The organism is Acidovorax sp. Root275, from assembly GCF_001428965.1.
GTDB classification, from domain to species: domain Bacteria; phylum Pseudomonadota; class Gammaproteobacteria; order Burkholderiales; family Burkholderiaceae_C; genus Acidovorax; species Acidovorax radicis.
In genome coordinates, this window is record NZ_LMJH01000005.1 from 120,391 (window position 1) to 137,863 (window position 17,473).

15 protein-coding genes are annotated in these 17,473 nt (G+C 64.8%); 8 read left to right on the forward strand and 7 right to left on the reverse strand.

What is annotated here, in order from left to right; translation table 11 throughout:
- Window positions 1-28: 28 nt before the first annotated feature.
- Both ASE52_RS08705 and ASE52_RS08710 read right to left on the reverse strand, forming a co-directional pair.
- The gene (locus ASE52_RS08705; RefSeq protein WP_029413377.1) at window positions 29-940 is read right to left on the reverse strand and encodes a DMT family transporter; all 912 of its coding nucleotides are present in this window, start codon (window positions 938-940) and stop codon (window positions 29-31) included.
- 140 nt (window positions 941-1,080) lie between these two features.
- Window positions 1,081-2,235 carry an aromatic ring-hydroxylating dioxygenase subunit alpha gene (locus ASE52_RS08710; protein WP_010459831.1) on the reverse strand — a complete coding sequence of 385 codons (1,155 nt, stop codon included), beginning with the start codon at window positions 2,233-2,235 and terminating at the stop codon, window positions 1,081-1,083.
- Between the two features lie 276 nt (window positions 2,236-2,511).
- Here ASE52_RS08710 and xseB point away from each other — a divergent pair, with 276 nt between their 5' ends.
- From xseB to ASE52_RS08735, 5 genes are all read left to right on the forward strand, one after another.
- Window positions 2,512-2,754 carry an exodeoxyribonuclease VII small subunit gene (gene xseB, locus ASE52_RS08715; protein WP_057225454.1) on the forward strand — a complete coding sequence of 81 codons (243 nt, stop codon included), beginning with the start codon at window positions 2,512-2,514 and terminating at the stop codon, window positions 2,752-2,754.
- On the forward strand, window positions 2,751-3,689 hold the full coding sequence (locus ASE52_RS08720; RefSeq protein WP_057225456.1) for a polyprenyl synthetase family protein: 939 nt from the start codon (window positions 2,751-2,753) through the stop codon (window positions 3,687-3,689). The genes xseB and ASE52_RS08720 overlap by 4 nt, the downstream gene beginning before the upstream one ends.
- Before the next feature lie 115 nt (window positions 3,690-3,804).
- Window positions 3,805-5,688 carry a 1-deoxy-D-xylulose-5-phosphate synthase gene (dxs, locus tag ASE52_RS08725; RefSeq protein WP_057225458.1) on the forward strand — a complete coding sequence of 628 codons (1,884 nt, stop codon included), beginning with the start codon at window positions 3,805-3,807 and terminating at the stop codon, window positions 5,686-5,688.
- Between the two features lie 327 nt (window positions 5,689-6,015).
- Window positions 6,016-7,098 (forward strand): TRAP transporter substrate-binding protein DctP, encoded by a 1,083-nt coding sequence (dctP, locus tag ASE52_RS08730; protein ID WP_010459823.1) that lies wholly within the window; start codon window positions 6,016-6,018, stop codon window positions 7,096-7,098.
- A gap of 362 nt (window positions 7,099-7,460) precedes the next feature.
- Window positions 7,461-8,543, forward strand: a complete 1,083-nt coding sequence (locus ASE52_RS08735) for a TRAP transporter substrate-binding protein (RefSeq protein WP_010459821.1) — start codon at window positions 7,461-7,463, stop codon at window positions 8,541-8,543.
- A 549-nt stretch (window positions 8,544-9,092) separates the two neighbouring features.
- Here the strand turns inward: ASE52_RS08735 and ASE52_RS08740 are convergent.
- From ASE52_RS08740 to ASE52_RS08755, 4 genes are all read right to left on the reverse strand, one after another.
- Entirely contained in the window at window positions 9,093-9,581 is a 489-nt protein-coding gene (locus ASE52_RS08740) for a hypothetical protein (RefSeq protein ID WP_010459819.1), read from the reverse strand.
- A 31-nt stretch (window positions 9,582-9,612) separates the two neighbouring features.
- Window positions 9,613-11,133 carry a TRAP transporter large permease subunit gene (locus tag ASE52_RS08745; protein ID WP_057225460.1) on the reverse strand — a complete coding sequence of 507 codons (1,521 nt, stop codon included), beginning with the start codon at window positions 11,131-11,133 and terminating at the stop codon, window positions 9,613-9,615.
- A 96-nt stretch (window positions 11,134-11,229) separates the two neighbouring features.
- On the reverse strand, window positions 11,230-11,769 hold the full coding sequence (locus tag ASE52_RS08750; protein WP_029413374.1) for a TRAP transporter small permease subunit: 540 nt from the start codon (window positions 11,767-11,769) through the stop codon (window positions 11,230-11,232).
- Between the two features lie 333 nt (window positions 11,770-12,102).
- Window positions 12,103-13,224, reverse strand: coding sequence for a substrate-binding domain-containing protein (locus ASE52_RS08755; protein WP_057225462.1), 1,122 nt, complete (start codon window positions 13,222-13,224; stop codon window positions 12,103-12,105).
- Between the two features lie 50 nt (window positions 13,225-13,274).
- Here ASE52_RS08755 and ASE52_RS08760 point away from each other — a divergent pair, with 50 nt between their 5' ends.
- The 3 genes from ASE52_RS08760 to ASE52_RS08770 all read left to right on the forward strand — a co-directional run bounded on the left by ASE52_RS08760 (window position 13,275) and on the right by ASE52_RS08770 (window position 15,645).
- Window positions 13,275-14,012 carry an ABC transporter permease gene (locus ASE52_RS08760; RefSeq protein WP_057225464.1) on the forward strand — a complete coding sequence of 246 codons (738 nt, stop codon included), beginning with the start codon at window positions 13,275-13,277 and terminating at the stop codon, window positions 14,010-14,012.
- A complete protein-coding gene (locus ASE52_RS08765; RefSeq protein ID WP_035196750.1) occupies window positions 14,009-14,737 on the forward strand; it encodes a phosphate ABC transporter ATP-binding protein in 729 nt (242 codons plus the stop codon). The genes ASE52_RS08760 and ASE52_RS08765 overlap by 4 nt, the downstream gene beginning before the upstream one ends.
- 80 nt (window positions 14,738-14,817) lie before the next feature.
- On the forward strand, window positions 14,818-15,645 hold the full coding sequence (locus tag ASE52_RS08770; protein ID WP_057225467.1) for an extracellular solute-binding protein: 828 nt from the start codon (window positions 14,818-14,820) through the stop codon (window positions 15,643-15,645).
- Window positions 15,646-15,771: 126 nt separating this feature from the next.
- Here ASE52_RS08770 and ASE52_RS08775 read toward each other — a convergent pair whose 3' ends face one another.
- Window positions 15,772-17,469: an AarF/UbiB family protein gene (locus ASE52_RS08775; RefSeq protein WP_057225469.1), complete on the reverse strand. Its 1,698-nt coding sequence runs from the start codon at window positions 17,467-17,469 to the stop codon at window positions 15,772-15,774.
- Between the last annotated feature and the right edge of the window lie 4 nt (window positions 17,470-17,473).

Genomic DNA, 17,473 nt, shown 5'->3' on the forward strand with positions numbered 1-17,473 from the left:
ACGCGGTGTGCTCGTCACTTCGTATCCATCAGTGTTCTTCGGCAGGTGCCCCGGGCGCAGCCCGCGCACGCAGGATGGTGGCCACAATGCCGCTGCCCACGATGAGTGCCATGCCGATCCAGCCGATGGGCGGAATCTTGTCGCCAAACAGCAGCACGCTGTAGACGGCGGCAAACACGATGCCCGAATACTGCAGATTGGCCACCACCAGCGTGCCGCGCTGGGTCTTGGCGCTGGCGTAGGCCTTGGTCATGCACAGTTGGCCGCCCGCTGCCAGAACCCCGATGGGCAGCAGCCACAACGCCTGCCAGCCCGGCCAGTCCGAGGTGCCGGTGAACAGCATGCCCACGCCGCCCGCCACCGCAGAGCCTACGGCGAAGTAGAAGACGGTGCGCGATTCGGGTTCGCCCAGGCGCGACAGCGCCACCACCTGCATATAGGCAAATGCAGCCGTCAGGCCGGACATCAGCCCGATCAGTCCGGCAAAGGCCTGGTTCTGGTCCAGGCTGGGGCGCAGCATCAGCACCACGCCCACAAAACCGACCAGCACGGTCAGCACCAGCGGGCCTTGCAGGGCAGGGCGCGGGGTGGCTGGCGAGGGGCGCCAGGCCAGCAGCGTGCCCCCGATCAGGAAGGCGGCGATCCACACGCTGCTCATGTAGTTGAGCGTCATGGCCGTGGCCAGGGGCAGGTGGGCAATGGCAAAGAACCAGGCACCGAGCGATGTCACACCTACCAGGCTGCGCCAGGCGTGCATGCCAGGGTATTGCGTGGCAAGCCGCACCTTTTGCGAGCGCGCCAGCAGCCACAGGATGAACATGCCGATGAGGCCCCGGTAGCACACCAGCTCGGCCGAGTTGAAGAAGTCCGATGCGATCTTGACGCACACGCCCATGCTGGCAAACAGGAACGCGGCCAACACCATCCAGAGGGCTTGCATCGGGTTGTGATCTCTTGAAGCGCGCCGTGGGGCGCAGAAATGAAAATAGCTGCCAGCGCTTATTTTTTAAGCACTGGCAGCTATTGTAATGAGAGCAGACCACGGCGGGCCTGCAGATTGGCGGGGTTTTGCCGCCGTATTCAGCGTTTTGGCGTGGCCGGGTCGATGGTGTCCGAGCCCATCGCCTCACGGTACCACTCGTGGAAGTGCTGCATGCCGTCTTCCATGGGGCTTTGGTAGGGGCCGACCTCGTTGTCGCCGCGCGCCAGCAGCGCCTTGCGGCCTGCGTCCATGCGCTCGCCGATTTCGTCGTCCTCGATGCAGGTCTCCATGTAGGCGGCCTTCTGTGCCTCGACGAATTCGCGCTCGAACGCCGCGATCTCTTCGGGGTAATAGAACTCCACCATGTTCAGCGTCTTGGTGGGGCTGATGGGGTGCAGCGTGGACACCGTGAGCACATGCGGGTACCACTCCACCATGATGTGCGGGTACAGCGTGAGCCAGATGGCGCCATATTTGGGCGGCTTGCCTTCGCGGTAGGCCAGCAGGGCTTCGTGCCAGCGTTCGTACACGGGGCTGCCGGCCTTGCCCAGGCGGTTGGCCACGCCCACGGTCTGCACCGAGTAGTTCTTGCCGAACTCCCAGCGCAGGTCGTCGCAGGTCACAAAGCTGCCCAGGCCGGGGTGGAAGGGACCGACGTGGTAGTCCTCCAGGTAGACCTCGATGAAGGTCTTCCAGTTGTAGTTGCACTCGTGCAGCTCCACGTGGTCGAGCACGTAACCGCCAAAGTCGAGGTCGGCGCGCGGGCCCATTTGGGCCAGGTCGGCGGCCACGTCGTAGCCGTTGTCTTCAAACAGCAGGCCGTTCCACTCGCGCAGCTTGTAGTTGTTGAGATTCAGGCACGGGTCGTGCGCGAAGTGGGGTGCACCCAGCAGTTCGCCCTGGGGGTTGTACGTCCAGCGGTGCAAGGGGCAAACGATGTTGCCGCCCGCGCTGCCCTTTTGCTGGGTGTTCAGCGACCCTTTGCCCTTGAGCATGACGGCCTGGCGGTGGCGGCAGACGTTGGAGACCAGCTCGACGCCACCCTGGGCGTTGCGCACCAGGGCGCGGCCCTCGCCCTCCTGGGGCAGGGCGTAGTAGTCGCCCGTATTGGGCACTGCCAATTGGTGCCCCACGTAGCGGGGCCCGCGCTGGAAGATGGAATCCAGCTCGCGCTGGAACAGCGCATCGTCAAAGTAGCTTGAAACTGGTAGTTGGCTTGCGGCCTGCTGCAGTTGAAGACTTAAATCAGACATGGGTGACCTGACCTAAAGACTCCCCACAGGGGGAAAGTGCGGGAGGTGCGCCTGGGAATGCGCATCTGGAAAAAAGGAAACCGGCTAGGAGGCTAGCCGGCTCGACTGGAATGGGATTATAGGCGGTGGGGTTATTCCCGCACCCCTGCTACGTGAATAGAAAACATCGCTTTCTGAAAATAGAGCGGCGTCACGGATCGGACCGCATCTGACACGGATGGTGTACCGGTGCGCCTAAAATCACCGGTTTTTCACCCGCGCTCTGCCGCCCCCTCCATGCCCAAGGCCCCTGCAACCCCCGCTCCTCCCGCCGAACCTGCCAGCTACGAGGCAGCCCTGGAAGAGCTGGAGCAACTCGTGGCCCGCATCGAGTCGGGCCAGTTGCCGCTGGACCAGATGCTGGCCGGCTACCAGCGCGGCGCCACGCTGCTGGCGTTTTGCCGCCAGCGGCTGGATGCCGTGCAGGACCAGATCAAGGTGCTGGACGAAGGGCAACTGCAACCATGGAACCAGGAATGAGCGCGGTGCCAATGACTTCTGCGAGCCAGCCCCTGGATATAAATCTCTGGAGCCAGAACCACCTGGCCCGCGTGGAGCAGGCCCTGTCGCAATGGGTGGGCGATGGCGCACCCGCCGGGCTGGGCGACGCCATGCGCTACGCGGTGCTCGATGGCGGCAAGCGGCTGCGGCCCCTGCTGGTGCTGGCAGCCTACGAGGCGGTCTGCAGTGGCGCATCGGCCTCTGCGGTGTATGACGATGCCGCGCTGCGCGCGGCCTGTGCGGTGGAGCTGATCCACGCCTACTCGCTGGTGCACGACGACATGCCCTGCATGGACAACGATGTGCTGCGTCGTGGCAAGCCCACCGTGCACGTGCAGTTTGGCGAGGCCCAGGCGCTGCTGGCGGGCGACGCCCTGCAGGCCTTTGCGTTTGAACTGCTCACGCCCGACAACACCCTCATCCCCGCGGCCACCCAGGCCACGCTGTGCAGGCTGCTGGCGCGGGCCGCGGGCTCGGCCGGCATGGCGGGCGGGCAGGCGATCGACCTGGCCAGCGTGGGGGTTGCGCTGACCGAAGCGCAGTTGCGCCAGATGCACCGCCTCAAGACCGGCGCGTTGCTGCAGGGCAGTGTGCTCATGGGGGCGGTGTGTGGCCACGCCGTGGGCGCGGCCTACCAGGCGCTGTCCGACTACGGCGCGGCCATGGGCCTTGCGTTCCAGGTGGTCGATGACATTCTGGATGTGGTGGCCGATTCCGCCACGCTGGGCAAGACCGCTGGCAAGGATGCCGCAGCCGACAAGCCCACCTACGTGTCTTTGCTGGGGCTCGCGCGGGCGCAGGCCTACGCCCAGGAACTGCTGGCCGAGGCGCATGCGGCCCTGGCCCACAGCGGCCTGCCCGACACCCGTGCGCTGGGCGCGCTGGCGGACATGGTGGTGCGCCGCTCGCATTGAGCCAGGCCCGATGATCCGTGCTGCACCCTGTTCATGCCCCATGCAGTGAAATCAATGCAAAATTGGCCGCTAGCGCTTGACTGTAAAGCGCTGGCAGCTATAAAAAGAATAGCTAATGTCAACTACGTCCTTTCCCCTGCTGCAGACCATCAATGACCCGGCAGATCTGCGCAAGCTTTCGCGCGCAGACCTCAAGGCCCTGGCCACCGAACTGCGCGGGTTCGTGATCGAAAGTGTCGCGCAGACGGGCGGGCATTTGAGCTCCAACCTGGGCACCGTGGAGCTGACGGTGGCGTTGCACCACGTCTTCAACACCCCCGAAGACCGCCTGGTGTGGGACGTGGGCCACCAGACCTATCCGCACAAGATCCTGACGGGCCGCCGCGACCGCATGCACACGCTGCGCCAGTTGGGCGGGATCTCGGGCTTTCCGCAGCGGGCCGAGAGCGCGTACGACACGTTCGGCACCGCGCATTCGAGCACCAGCATCTCCGCCGCCCTCGGCATGGCGCTGGCCGCCAAGCGCAAGGGCGAAAATCGCCATGCCGTGGCCATCATCGGTGACGGTGCCATGAGCGCCGGCATGGCGTTCGAGGCGCTCAACAACGGCGGTGTGGCCGATGCCAACTTGCTGGTGGTGTTGAACGACAACGACATGAGCATCAGCCCGCCCGTGGGCGCGCTCAACCGCTACCTCGCCCAGCTCATGAGCGGACAGTTTTACGCTGCCGCCAAAAACGTGGGCAAGACCGTGCTGCGCCCCGTGCCGCCGCTGCTGGAGTTCGCCAAGCGCTTTGAGCAGCATGCCAAGGGCATGGTGGTGCCCGCCACGCTGTTCGAGAAATTCGGCTTCAACTACATCGGCCCCATCGATGGGCACGACCTTGATTCGCTGATCCCCACGCTGGAGAACATCAAGAGCCTGAAAGGCCCGCAGTTTCTGCACGTGGTCACCAAGAAGGGCCAGGGCTACAAGCTGGCCGAGGCCGACCCCGTGGCCTACCACGGCCCGGGCAAATTCGACCCCAGCGTGGGCCTGACCAAGCCCGCCACGCCACCCAAGCCCACGTTCACCCAGGTGTTCGGCCAGTGGCTGTGCGACATGGCTGCGCACGACACGCGCATGGTGGGCATCACGCCCGCCATGCGCGAGGGCTCAGGCATGGTCGAGTTTGAAAAACGCTTCCCCGACCGCTACTACGACGTGGGCATCGCGGAGCAGCACGCCGTCACGTTCGCTGCCGGCATGGCCTGCGAGGGCGTCAAGCCCGTGGTGGCGATCTACTCCACCTTTTTGCAGCGTGGCTACGACCAGCTGATCCACGACGTGGCCTTGCAGAACCTGCCCGTGGTGTTTGCGCTGGACCGCGCAGGCCTGGTGGGGGCGGACGGCGCGACGCATGCCGGGGCGTATGACATCCCGTTTGTGCGCTGCATCCCGAACATGAGCATGGCCTGCCCGGCCGACGAGCGCGAATGCCGCCAGTTGCTCAGCACCGCCTTCGAGCAGGACCACCCCGTGGCCGTGCGCTACCCGCGTGGCAGCGGTGCTGGTGTGGCGCCGCTGGCGGGGCTGGACAGCCTGCCCTTTGGCAAGGGCGAGATCCGCCGCGAACGCCAGGGCACCGACGCCAAGGCGCCACGCATTGCGATCCTGTCGTTTGGCACGCTGCTGTACCCTGCGCTCGAAGCGGCCGAGGCGCTGGACGCCACAGTGGTCAACATGCGCTGGGCCAAGCCCATTGACGCGGCGCTGCTGCGTGAAGTGGCCGAGCGCCACGATGCGCTGGTCACGCTGGAAGAGGGCGCGATCATGGGCGGCGCGGGCAGTGCCGTAACCGAAGCGCTCAACACCCTGGGCATCGTGCGCCCGGTGCTGCAACTGGGCCTGCCGGATGTGTTCATCGAACATGGCGACCCTGCCAAACTGCTTGCGCTGCAGGGTCTGGATGCCGCAGGCATCCAGCGCGCGATAGCGCAGCGTTTTCTGCAGGCTTAGCGCGCTCTCCAGCGGCTTTGGCGGCGGCCTGCCTCAGGCGAAGGGGCGGCCTGGGAGCGTTGTTTTTGCCTGTGACGCTGTACGGGGTGGCCGCGCTTGCTTCGCGTTCCCGTGGTCTCCCTTTTTGGCCAGCCCTTCCAGCGGGTGACCTCTGTGGCGGCACACGGCGTCTGTGCGTGGCGGCGGCTGTGCAGGGGAAAACCTAGAGGGGCTGCCGCCCTCCCTACTTCTACAATTGCGACAAAAGGCAACAGGCCCCGGCCTGCGTGGCGTCGCAATGGCACCATGCGTTCCTGCCTGTCAACAACACCCCTGGAGACAAGTTTTATGGATCGCCGTTCTCTCATCAGACACGCAGGTATTGCAGGGGTGCTGGCCACCGGTGCGGCGCCGGCGGTGTTTGCGCAGGCATCCATCCGGTGGCGGCTCGCTTCCAGCTTCCCCAAGTCGCTGGACACCATCTATGGCGCCGCAGAGGTGTTTGCCAGGGCCGTGAAAATCATGACGAACGGCCGCTTCGAAATCTCCGTCCACGCCGGGGGCGAGCTGATGCCGGCGTTTGGTGTGGTGGATGCTGTGCAGGGCGGTGCAGTCGAGATGTGCCACACCGTGCCGTACTACTTTTATGGCAAGAGCCCGGCCTTTGCGCTGGGCTCGGCCATTCCATTTGGCTTCAACGCCCGCCAGATGAGCGCCTGGATGCTCCATGGCAATGGCCGCAAGCTCATGGACGAGTTTTATGCGGGCTTCAACATGGTCAGCTTCGCAGGCGGCAACACGGGCACACAGATGGGGGGCTGGTACTTGCGCGAGATCAAGAGCCCCAGCGACTTCAAGGGCATGAAGATGCGCCTGGGCGGCGGTCTGGTGGGCGATGTGATGTCCCGGCTCGGTGCCATTCCGCAAAGCATTCCGGGGGGCGAGATTTACCAGGCCCTGCAAAAAGGCACGATCGATGCGGCCGAATGGGTGGGGCCCTACGACGACCAGAAGCTCGGTTTCAACAAGGTGGCCCCTTACTACTACTACCCCGGCTGGTGGGAGGGGGGGCCGGAGATCGACTTCTTCATCCATCGCAAGGCATTTGACAGCCTGTCGGCCGACAACAAACTCATTGTCGAGGCGGCCGCTGCCATCGCACACACGGACATGCTGGCCAAGTACGATGCCCTGAACCCCACCGCCCTCAAGCAGCTGGTGGCGGCCAAGACCAAGGTGCTGCCGTTCTCGCAAAGTGTCATGGACGCCGCATTCAAGGCCTCGATGGAAGTCTTCGCGCACAACGACTCCAAAAGCCCCGAGTGGAAAAGGATCTACGGAGACATGCGCAACTTTCAGCGCGACCAGATCCTGTGGTTTCGTTTTGCCGAAGCGCGATACGACACCTTCATGTCGGCGCAGAAGATATAGGGGCAACCCCCTGATGCGCTTCGTGCCTTCCCACTTCTCTCGAATTGCTGCGCTATTCGGGAAGGGGGACGCAGCCAGTGCGGCGGGGCGGCCCTTGCACGGCTGCCCTGGCATGGGGCGTGCCAGGGCAGCCGGTCTGCGGTGGCGCTTGCGCGCCGTGCACTCAACAGCCTTTGTTGACTCATCGGGGCCGATGCTTGCAGAACCCTGAAGCCCTTCGGCGATGGCCGGGATTTCACGGGAAAACCCGCAAATCCTGCACAGGGCATGTTCCTACAATCGATTCCGGTAAGAAAGTTCTTGGGCCAAGGGTTACCGCCCTGCGCGCCAAGTTGTGCAATCGAGTTTTCGGAGATAACCACATGGATCGTCGTTCAATCATCAAGCATGCGGGCATTGCTGGCGTGCTGGCCGCCGGGGTGGCGCCTGCTGTTCACGCACAGGCTGCTGTGCGCTGGCGCCTTGCATCGAGCTTCCCCAAGCCCCTTGACACCATCTACGGCGGTGCCGAGGTGTTTGCCAATGCGGTGAAAGCCATGTCGGGCGGCAAGTTCGAAATTTCGGTGCACGCTGGCGGCGAACTGATGCCTGCCATGGGCGTGGCTGACGGCGTGCAGCAGGGCTCGGTGGAAATGTGCCACACCGTGCCGTACTATTTCTACGGCAAGAACCCCGCTTTCGCGCTGGGCTCGGCCATTCCGTTCGGCATGAACTCGCGCCAGATGAACGCGTGGATGATGCACGGCAACGGCCGCAAGCTCATGGACGAGTTCTATGCAGGCTACGGCATGCTGAGCTTCGCAGGTGGCAACACCGGCACGCAGATGGGTGGCTGGTACCGCAAGGAAATCAAGTCGGTCGCTGACCTCAAGGGCTTGAAGATGCGCCTGGGCGGCGGCCTGGTGGGTGAAGTGATGCAGAAGATGGGCGTGGTGCCACAGAGCCTGCCCGGTGGCGAAATTTACCAAGCTCTGGAAAAGGGCACCATCGATGCAGCGGAATGGGTCGGTCCTTATGACGACCAGAAGCTGGGCTTCAACAAGGTGGCGCCTCACTACTACTACCCCGGCTGGTGGGAAGGTGGTCCCGAGGTGGACTTCTTCATCAACCAGAAGGCATTTGACGCACTGTCCCCCGAAAACAAGGCCATCATCCAGGCCGCTTCGTCGCACGCCGCCGTGGACATGCTGGCCAAGTACGATGCCCGCAACCCCGTCGCCTTGAAGCAACTGATTGGCGCCAAGATCAAGCTCCTGCCCTTCACCAAGGATGTGCTGGACGCCTCGTTCAAGGCTTCCCAAGAGGTGTATGCCGAGAACGATGCCAAGAGCCCCGAGTGGAAGAAGATCTATGCGGACTTCCGCAACTTCCAGCGCGACCAGGTGGCATGGTTCCGCGTGGCCGAAGGCCGCTTCGACAGCTACATGCAGACCGTCAAGCTCTGAGTCCGGGTTAATCACCACGACACAAAAACCGCGCTTCGGCGCGGTTTTTTTATGGGCGCCGTTGGAGCGTGTGGCGAGTGGGCCCTCCAGGCTATCTTGCGGAGAGAGCGCCGCGATCGGGCGAAGGGGCTGGGGCCAGGGTCTCAGGCACCCACATGGGCGTGGCAGAAATGGCCAGACAGGCAGTGCTGGCCAGCCTTCCTGGGTGGGGCCGGGAGCATACACAGAGCAGGTCTTTTCACTGCTCATAGTGCTCATAGGGGGCTCCATCCCCTTTGTCGGCAGGTCCAGGTCAGTTGGTTTCTGCTGCAGCGGCAGGTGCTTCTAGCGTGGTACTGCGGATAGGTGAAGGAGCACCTTGAGTTCTTGAAAGAGGGCAGTGCAGCAGGCTCCGAAAGAGGCCTTCAGCTGGCGAAGGCATGCAGGAATGCAGGAGGGGCTTCACGAGGCCTTGGAGGCCGCATGGAACGCTCGCCTGCCCTGCGAAGGCCCATGAAAAAAGGCGGGCATCCCTTTTGGGATGCCCGCCTTGCTGCGAACCGTGGCAGCTCAGAACTGCCGAAAGGTGCTGAGCTCTGTCCTCATGCGTTCAAACTCCTGGATCAAGGCCGGTGTAGCGCCATAGAACACGGTGAATTTGCCCGCCAGGGTGCGCACATACAGACGCGGCGCGATGAGCCAACTGAATCCACGGACCCGGATCAGCCGCACGTAGGCCAGGTCGTCGTAGGCCATTTCCTTGTCCCACACCCAGCGCTGGTGCAGGCCTCGCTGGTCCAGGCGTGTGGTGCTCACCATGATGCTCCACCAGGTCCAGGCCATCAGTGCAAGCCCCGCAATGAACCACCCGGTGCCGGTGCCCACTGAAGTGCCCAGTGCGCCCCGCGTCCACAACTGGGCGAACCACAGGGCGCATCCACCCACGATCACGGTGGCCAGGAGCCGGAAGGAGCGCGAAAACGCGGGGCCCACGACCGTGCCGCCCTCTGGTGCAAATCGAAAGGGCTCGGGCAGGGGCAGTGGCGTGAAGTTCAGCATGGCAATGAGGGGGCTGGAGAGGGCCTGTGCATCACTTTGCCGGTTCCGACGCTGCTTCAGCCGGGGCGTTGCCGAATGGGTTCTCGCCAGCGGTTTCTCCGCCTGCATTGGGCGTGTTTTCCGAGCGCATCAGGTCATCGGCGGGTACGTCGATCTGGACCTTGTCGGTATCGATGATCTCCTGCTTGGGCAGGAACATGGTCACTGTCTGCGGCACAAAGATCACGATGGTCACCAGCAGCAGTTGCATGATCACCCAGGGGATCGCACCCATGTAAATGTCGCTGGAGAGCACGGGTTTGGGAATACGCCCTTCCTTGAACAGCGTGTTGGCGATACCGCGCAGGTAGAACAGCGCGAAGCCAAAGGGCGGGTGCATGAAGCTCGTTTGCATGTTCACGCACAGCAGCACACCGAACCAGATCAGGTCGATGCCCAGCTTGTCCGCGACCGGGCCCAGCATTGGCAAGATGATGAAGGCGATTTCGAAGAAGTCGAGGAAGAACGCCAGGAAGAAGATGAACAGGTTCACGACGATCAGGAACCCGATCTGCCCACCGGGCAGGCCCGACAGCAGATGCTCGACCCACTTGGCGCCATCCACGCCCTGGAACACCATCGAGAATACGCGGGCACCGATCAGGATGAACACCACCATGGCCGTCAGGCGCATCGTGCCTTGCATGGCCTCCCACATCAGCGACAAGGTCAGGCGCTTGTGGATGGCAGCCAGGATCATGGCGCCCACGACGCCCATGGCACCGGCTTCGGTGGGGGTCGCGATGGCGGTGTCGATGCCGGGCAAGCCACCCATGGAGCCGAGCACGGCAAAGATCAGCAGGGCCGAGGGGATGATGCCGCGCAGGCACTTGAGCCAGAGCTTGGCCCCCGACATGGTGCGCGCTTCCTTCGGGATGCCCGGCACGTGCTGGGGCTTGAACACACCCAGCATGAAGGTGTAGCCCGCAAAGATCAGCACTTGCAGGATCGAAGGGCCCCAGGCGCCGCGGTACATGTCGCCCACCGAACGGCCGAGCTGGTCGGCCATGACGATCAGCACCAGCGAGGGCGGCACCAGCTGCGTGATGGTGCCCGAGGCCGCCAGCACGCCCGTGGCGTAGCGCATGTTGTAGCCGTAGCGGATCATCACGGGCAGCGAGATCAGCGCCATGGCAATCACCTGGCCAGCCACGGTGCCGGTGATGGCGCCGAGGATGAAGCCCACGATGATCACCGAGTAACCCAGGCCGCCGCGCACGGTGCCAAAGAGCTGGCCCATGGAGTCGAGCATGTCTTCAGCCAGGCCGCACTTCTCCAGGATGGCGCCCATGAAGGTGAAGAACGGGATCGCCAGCAGCAGCTCATTGCTCAGAATCCCGAAGATGTTGATGGGCAGGTTGGCCATGAAGACGGCCGGGAACCAGCCCATCTCGATGGCGAAAAAGCCCGAGGCCAGCCCCAGCGCGGCCAGCGAGAAGGCGACGGGGAAGCCGATCAGCATCACCACCACCAAGCCCGCGAACATGATCGGGGCAAAGTTTTCCATTTGCATTTTGTTGTTCCTGAAAATCCGGAATTGAGATCGCGGTGCGGGTGGCTTGGCAGCTCAGCGGCAACGCAGGTTCATGGTTGGGCGCGATGGGCCTGATTACTGAACCGGTTTCTCGTAGTGGGTGTTCATCTCGTAGATGCCGCGCAGGTAAGCCACGCGCTTGGTGATCTCTGCCAGGCCCTGCAGGAACATCAGTGAAAAGCCAACTGGCATGAGCATGATGGCGGGCCAGCGGATCAGGCCCCCGGCGTTGTTCGACATCTCGCCAGAGAAAAGTGCGCGGGTGAACAGCGGCCAGCTCAGGTAGGCGATCAGTGCCATGGCCGGCAGCAGAAAGACGACCAGCCCTGCAATGTCGACATACACCTGCTTGTTGCCACGCAGCTTGCCGTAGATGATGTCCACGCGCACATGCTCGTTCATGTACAGCACAAAGGGGGCGCCCAGCATCACGGTGGCGGCAAACAGATACCACTGGATTTCGAGCCATGCGTTGGAGCTGAGGTCCAGCCCGTACCGGATGAAGGCGTTGCCTGCCGATATGAGCGCCGCGGCGAGGACGGTCCAGGTTGCAATCTTGCTGAGTTGGCTGGAAATCCAGTCCATGCCCAGGGCCAATTTGAGTAGTGCTGACACTTGGTGTCTCCTGCGAGTATAAAAACGGTGATGCAGGCCCAATGCGCTGTTGGGTCTGCTGGTGTCTGGAAGTTACGCGGATACTACCCCTTTGCCGCTGAAGAAAGCCTGACGCGGAAACCTGGGGTTTTCCTTAGGTGGGGTTGTGCCGTCTTCCCCCACAGCCCCTCTCACCAGACCTTCCCGTCGTTGGCGCAACCCCCCACCTCCTGTTTCCAGCCTGCAAGGGTTTTGCACCCGGGACAGGCCCGCAAAGCCTCTGAGGGACTGCCGGCGGCATCTCTTTTGCTATGACAGATGTCGGGGTTGCGCTGGGCGGAGGTCCGCCAGCCTTCAAGCCCGTGCGCGCGGGGCGAGCTTGGGGCGTGTGAAGCGCCACCACGGCAGCACCGTGTTCATGGCCTGCACCTCGCCGCAGTGCCAGGGGGCGTAGCCCGGCAGGGTGGCCATCTGGGCGAGCCATTCGGGGGTCTGCAGCAAGGTGCGCAGTGCCAGTGTGGCGGGCTGGTCCAGGCTGGATTTCAGGCAAGCCAGGTGGTAGCACTCGTGCACCAGCGGCACAAAATCCAGCCCGCGAGCCCGGGCGGCCACTTCGATGCCCATGCCCACATCGGCTGCTCCCGCTGCCACGGCCTGGGCGATGGCGGTGTGCGACGGCTCGTTGAGCGCGTAGCCCTGGATGGCCGAGGCAGAAAGGCCCGCCTGGGCGAGCAGGTCGTCGAGCAGCACGCGGGTGCCCGTGCCCAGCGGCCGGTTGAGAAAACGGGCGCCGGTGCGCGCCACGTCGGCCAGGCTGCCCAGCCCGAGCGGGTTGCCCGGTGCCACGATGAGGCCCTGGGTGCGCTGGGCAAAGCCGATGATCTTGTGCAGCCCGGGCTGCAGCAGCGGCTTGTAGGTGCGTGCGGTCAATGAATCGGCGGCAGGCTGCTCCACCGTATGAAAGCCCGCGAGCGTGCAGCGGCCCTCGTTCAGCGCGCGGATCGCGTCCACGCTGCCGGTGAAGCGGATATCGAGGTGCAGCGCGCCCGCATCGGCCTGTGCGGCGGCGTGGGTGCGCAACGCCACCAGGGCATCGTCATGGCTGGCGTACATGGTGAGTACATGGGCGTTGGGGTCGAAGGCCACGGCAAACGCGCGCTCCAGGTCGGCATGCAGTGCGGCAATCTGTGGTGCCAGCCGCGCCTGGGCCTGGCGCTCGGCCCACAGCAGCTTGGTGCCGAACTCGCTGAGCTGGGCCGACTGGCCCTTGCCCCAGATGATCAGCTCGCCGCCCAGTTGCTCCTCCCAGCGCTTGAGCGCGCCCCAGACATGGCGGTACGACAGGTCCAGCCCCCGTGCGGCACCCGAGATGGAGCCTTGTTCTGCCACCGCCTGCAGCAGTTCGGGCAGCGGGTTGCGGATCAGGGCGTTGCCTGCATCGCGGCTGAGTGTGTAGTGAAGTTGGACCCTATGCACGGGAGTTCATATCGCTGGACATTGCTTGGGTGCCTACGATAGCCGAACCCATGTCCACTCTCTCGGAAAGCGCGAGCACAGCGCTGCAACTCACCCTCTCGTCCGACCCCGTCCTCTGGACCATCGTGGGCCGTTCCCTGTCTGTCAGCGCCACCGCCTGCCTGATTGCCTGCGGCGTGGGCCTGGTGCTGGGCGCCTGGCTCGGCGTTGCCCGCTTTGCCGGGCGGGGAGCCGCGCTGGCGGTGCTCAACACTTTGCTGGCGGTGCCGTCGGTGGTGGTGGGGCTGGTGGTGTACCTGGTGCTCTCGCGCAGCGGGCCGCTCGGCTCATTGGGGTGGTTGTTCAGTTTCAAGGCCATGGTGCTGGCGCAGGCCATCCTGGTCTTGCCGGTGGTCACGGCGCTCACGCGCCAGGTGGTGGAAGACGCCGAACGCGCGCATGGCGAGCAGCTGCGCTCCATGGGCGCTGGCCCGTTGCTGCGCAGCCTGCTGCTGGCCTGGGACGAACGCTATGCCTTGCTCACGGTGCTGCTGGCATCGTTTGGCCGCGCGATCTCCGAGGTGGGCGCGGTGATGATCGTGGGCGGAAACATCGACGGCTTCACGCGCGTGATGACCACCGCCATTGCGCTGGAGACCAGCAAGGGCGACCTGCCCCTGGCGCTGGCGCTGGGCATCATCCTGCTGGCCGTGGTGCTGGCGCTCAATGTGCTGATCGCGCTGGTGCGGCGCTGGCGCGAACGCGTGGATGGTTCTGCGTCCAGCACGCCCGTGGGGGTGGCGGCATGAGCGGGCCTTTGGCAAACCCCTGGGTCGATCTGCGCCAGGTGACGGTGCGCTACGGCCGCGTGCAGGCGCTGGACCAGGTCACGCTGCGCATCGCGCCCGGCGAGCACGTGGCACTGGTGGGCGCCAATGGCAGTGGAAAAAGCACACTGCTGCGTGTGCTCAACGGCCTGGCCGACGCCAGCGGCGGCGGCTTTCAATGCAACGCGGCCTTCCGCCAGGCCATGCTGTTCCAGCGCCCGCACATGCTGCGCACGAGTGCGCAGAACAACGTGGCACTTGCCTTGTGGCTGCGCGGCACGCGGTGGCGCGATGCGCGGCTGCAGGCCATTGCCGCCTTGCAGCGTGTGGGGCTGCAGGACATTGCCGCGCAGAACGCACGCACCCTGTCGGGTGGCCAGCAGCAGCGTGTGGCGCTGGCCCGTGCCTGGGCGCTGCGGCCCGATGTGCTGCTGCTGGACGAACCCACCGCCAGCCTCGACCCCCATGCCAAGCGCGAGGTGGAGGCGCTGATGGCCGACTTTGCGGCCAGCCACAGTGCGGCAGGCCCGGCGCACCCCGTGACCATGGTGTTCAGCAGCCACAACCTGGGCCAGGTCAAGCGCCTGGCCAGCCGCGTGATCTACCTGGAGCACGGCCGCTTGGTGGCCGACCTGCCGGTGCACGATTTCTTCAACGGCCCCTTGCCCGAGGCCGCCCGTCTGTTTGTCAAAGGAGAACTGGTATGACGAGAATTGACCCCCACGCTCCCCACTTCGTGTGGTCGCTGCCCACCAAGGGGGCTTTTTCATCTTGGGGCGGCTCCGCGATGAAAAGTTTCAAGCCTTTTTGTGCCTCAGCGCTTTTTTATAAAGCGCTAGCAGCTATTGTATTTGTAGCATCTGGCCCCGTGCTTGCGCAGAACATCACCATGGCGTCCACCACGTCCACCGAACAATCGGGCCTGTTCGGCTACCTGCTGCCCGAGTTCAAGAAGGCCAGTGGGCTCGACACCAAGGTGGTGGCGCTGGGCACCGGGCAGGCCCTGGACATGGCGCGCCGGGGCGATGCGGATGTGCTGTTCGTGCACGACCAGGTGGCCGAAGAGAAGTTTGTGGCCGACGGCTGGGGCGTGAAGCGCTACCCCGTCATGTACAACGACTTCATCCTGGTGGGCCCCAAGGACGACCCGGTGGGCACCAAGGGCAAGGACATCGTGGCCGCGCTGCAGAAGCTGGCCACGGCCAACGGCAACTTTGTCTCGCGCGGCGACAAGAGCGGTACGCACGCGGCCGAGCTGCGCTACTGGAAGCTCGCGGGCGCCGACGCCGCCAAGGGCAGCGGCTACAAGGAATGCGGCTGCGGCATGGGCCCGGCGCTCAACATCGCCGCATCGAGCGGCGCCTATGTGCTGGCCGACCGGGGCACCTGGCTCAACTTCAAGAACCGCGCCGACTTGGCCGTGCTGGTCGAGGGCGACACCAAGCTCTTCAACCAGTACGGCGTGATGGTGGTCAACCCCGCCAAGCACCCGCATGTGAAGTCGCAAGACGCGCAGAAGTTTGTGGACTGGGTGGTGTCGCCCGCCGGCCAGCAGGCTATCGCGGGCTACAAGATTGGGGGCGAGCAGCTGTTTTTCCCGAACGCGGGCAAGTAAATCCCCCTGAGTCGCTCCGGGCCTCCTCCGGGAACGCCACCGGTGGCCTGGCAGAGCCGGTTCCACAGTGGCACTGGCTTGGGTCGCGCCAGTTTCTAGCCGGGGGAAGCTGTGCGGGCTGCCACATTAGTCGTCATCACGGTGGTGGCTGCTGCGCCAGATCGCCCGTACCAGCCACAGGCCACCCACCACCGCGCCAAAGAACCCCAGGAAGCCAAAGGCAGGCAGGCCAAACAGCGTGGGCCCGCCCTTGACGGTCATCACGATGGACGAGCCGATGATCAGCGCCGCAATCACCAGCGCCATCGCGAGCCGGTTGGCCGACCGGTCGATCTGGTCGCCCACACGTTTGAGGTGGGCCAGCTCAATGCCCACTTGCAGGTGCCCGCGCCGCGCATTGCGCAGCAGCCGTCCCAGGTCGTCCGGCAGTTGTTCCACGGTGGCCAGCGCACGCCGCAAGGTGCTCCAGGCACGCCCGGCCAGCGCCTGGGGCTGGTAGCGCTCGCGCACCACCTGCTTGAGCAGGGGCAGGGCCTCGGTGGCCATGTGGAATTGGGGGTCGAGGTTGCGGCCCATGCCTTCGAGTGAAATGAAGGCCTTGATCAGCAGTGCCAGATCCGGCGGCAAGCCCAGGTGGTGCTCGCGCAGGATGGCACTCACGTCGGCCAGCATCTGGCCCAGGCTCAGCTGGGCCAGCGGCACGCCGTGGTATTGGTCCACGAAGGCCTCCACCTCGGTTTCCAGCTGGCCCAGGTTCACGCCTGGCCCGTCGCTGGTCCAGTCCAGCAGCACATCGGCCACTGCCTGGGGTTGGTGTTCCACCATGCCCAGCAGCAGTTGCAGCAGTTCGTCACGCCGGCGCTGGGACAGGCGGCCCACCATGCCAAAGTCGATGAAAGCAATGCGGTTGCCCGGCAGGTAAAACACGTTGCCGGGGTGTGGGTCGGCATGGAACAGGCCGTCCTGCACGATCATTTTGAGCACCGCCTGTGCACCCCGTCGCGCCAGTACCGCGCGGTCAAACCCGGCCTCGGGCGTCAGCGCAGTCAGTGCACCGCCAGGGGTGCCGTCAATGAAGTCCTGCACATTGATGCGTTCGCGGGTGTGGGCCCAGTGCACGCGTGGGATCACGATGTGCGGGAGCGTGGCCATGTGGGCCGCAATGCGCTCGGCCTGGCGGCACTCTCCCGCCAGATCCAGTTCGCGGCGCAGCGAACGTGCGAACTCGCGCACCAGTTGCTGGGGCCGGTAGGGCTTGAGCGCGGGCAGTTCGGCCTCGGCCAGCGCGGCCAGGCGCAGCAGAAGGCGCAGGTCGGCGTGGATGATGTCGGCAATGCCAGGGCGGCGGATCTTGACGATGACCTCGGTGCCATCCTGCAGCCGGGCACGGTGCACCTGTGCAATGGAGGCTGCAGCCAGCGGTGTGGTGTCAAACCAGGCAAACACAGCTTCTGGCTCGGCACCCAGGTCTTCGCGCAGCTGCGGACGCAAGGCGTCAATGGGAACCGAGGGCACCTGGCTGTGCAGCTTTTCGAATTCGGCGATCCACTCGGGTCCGAACAGGTCGGCCCGGCCCGCCAGGATCTGGCCGAACTTCACGAACGCCGGGCCCAGCTCTTCGAGCGCCAGTCGCACCTGCACGGGGGGCTCGACACGGGCCAGGTCGGCCGCGTGGGTCCAGTTGAGGGCCTGGCCAGCGCGTTCCAGCCGGTCGGCCAGGCCCAGGCGGCGCACGGTGTCGCCAAACCCATGGCGCACCATCACGCCCAGAATTTCCTTGAGGCGCCCCAGGTCGCGGGCGGTGTCCAGCGTCTCGATCAGCATGGGG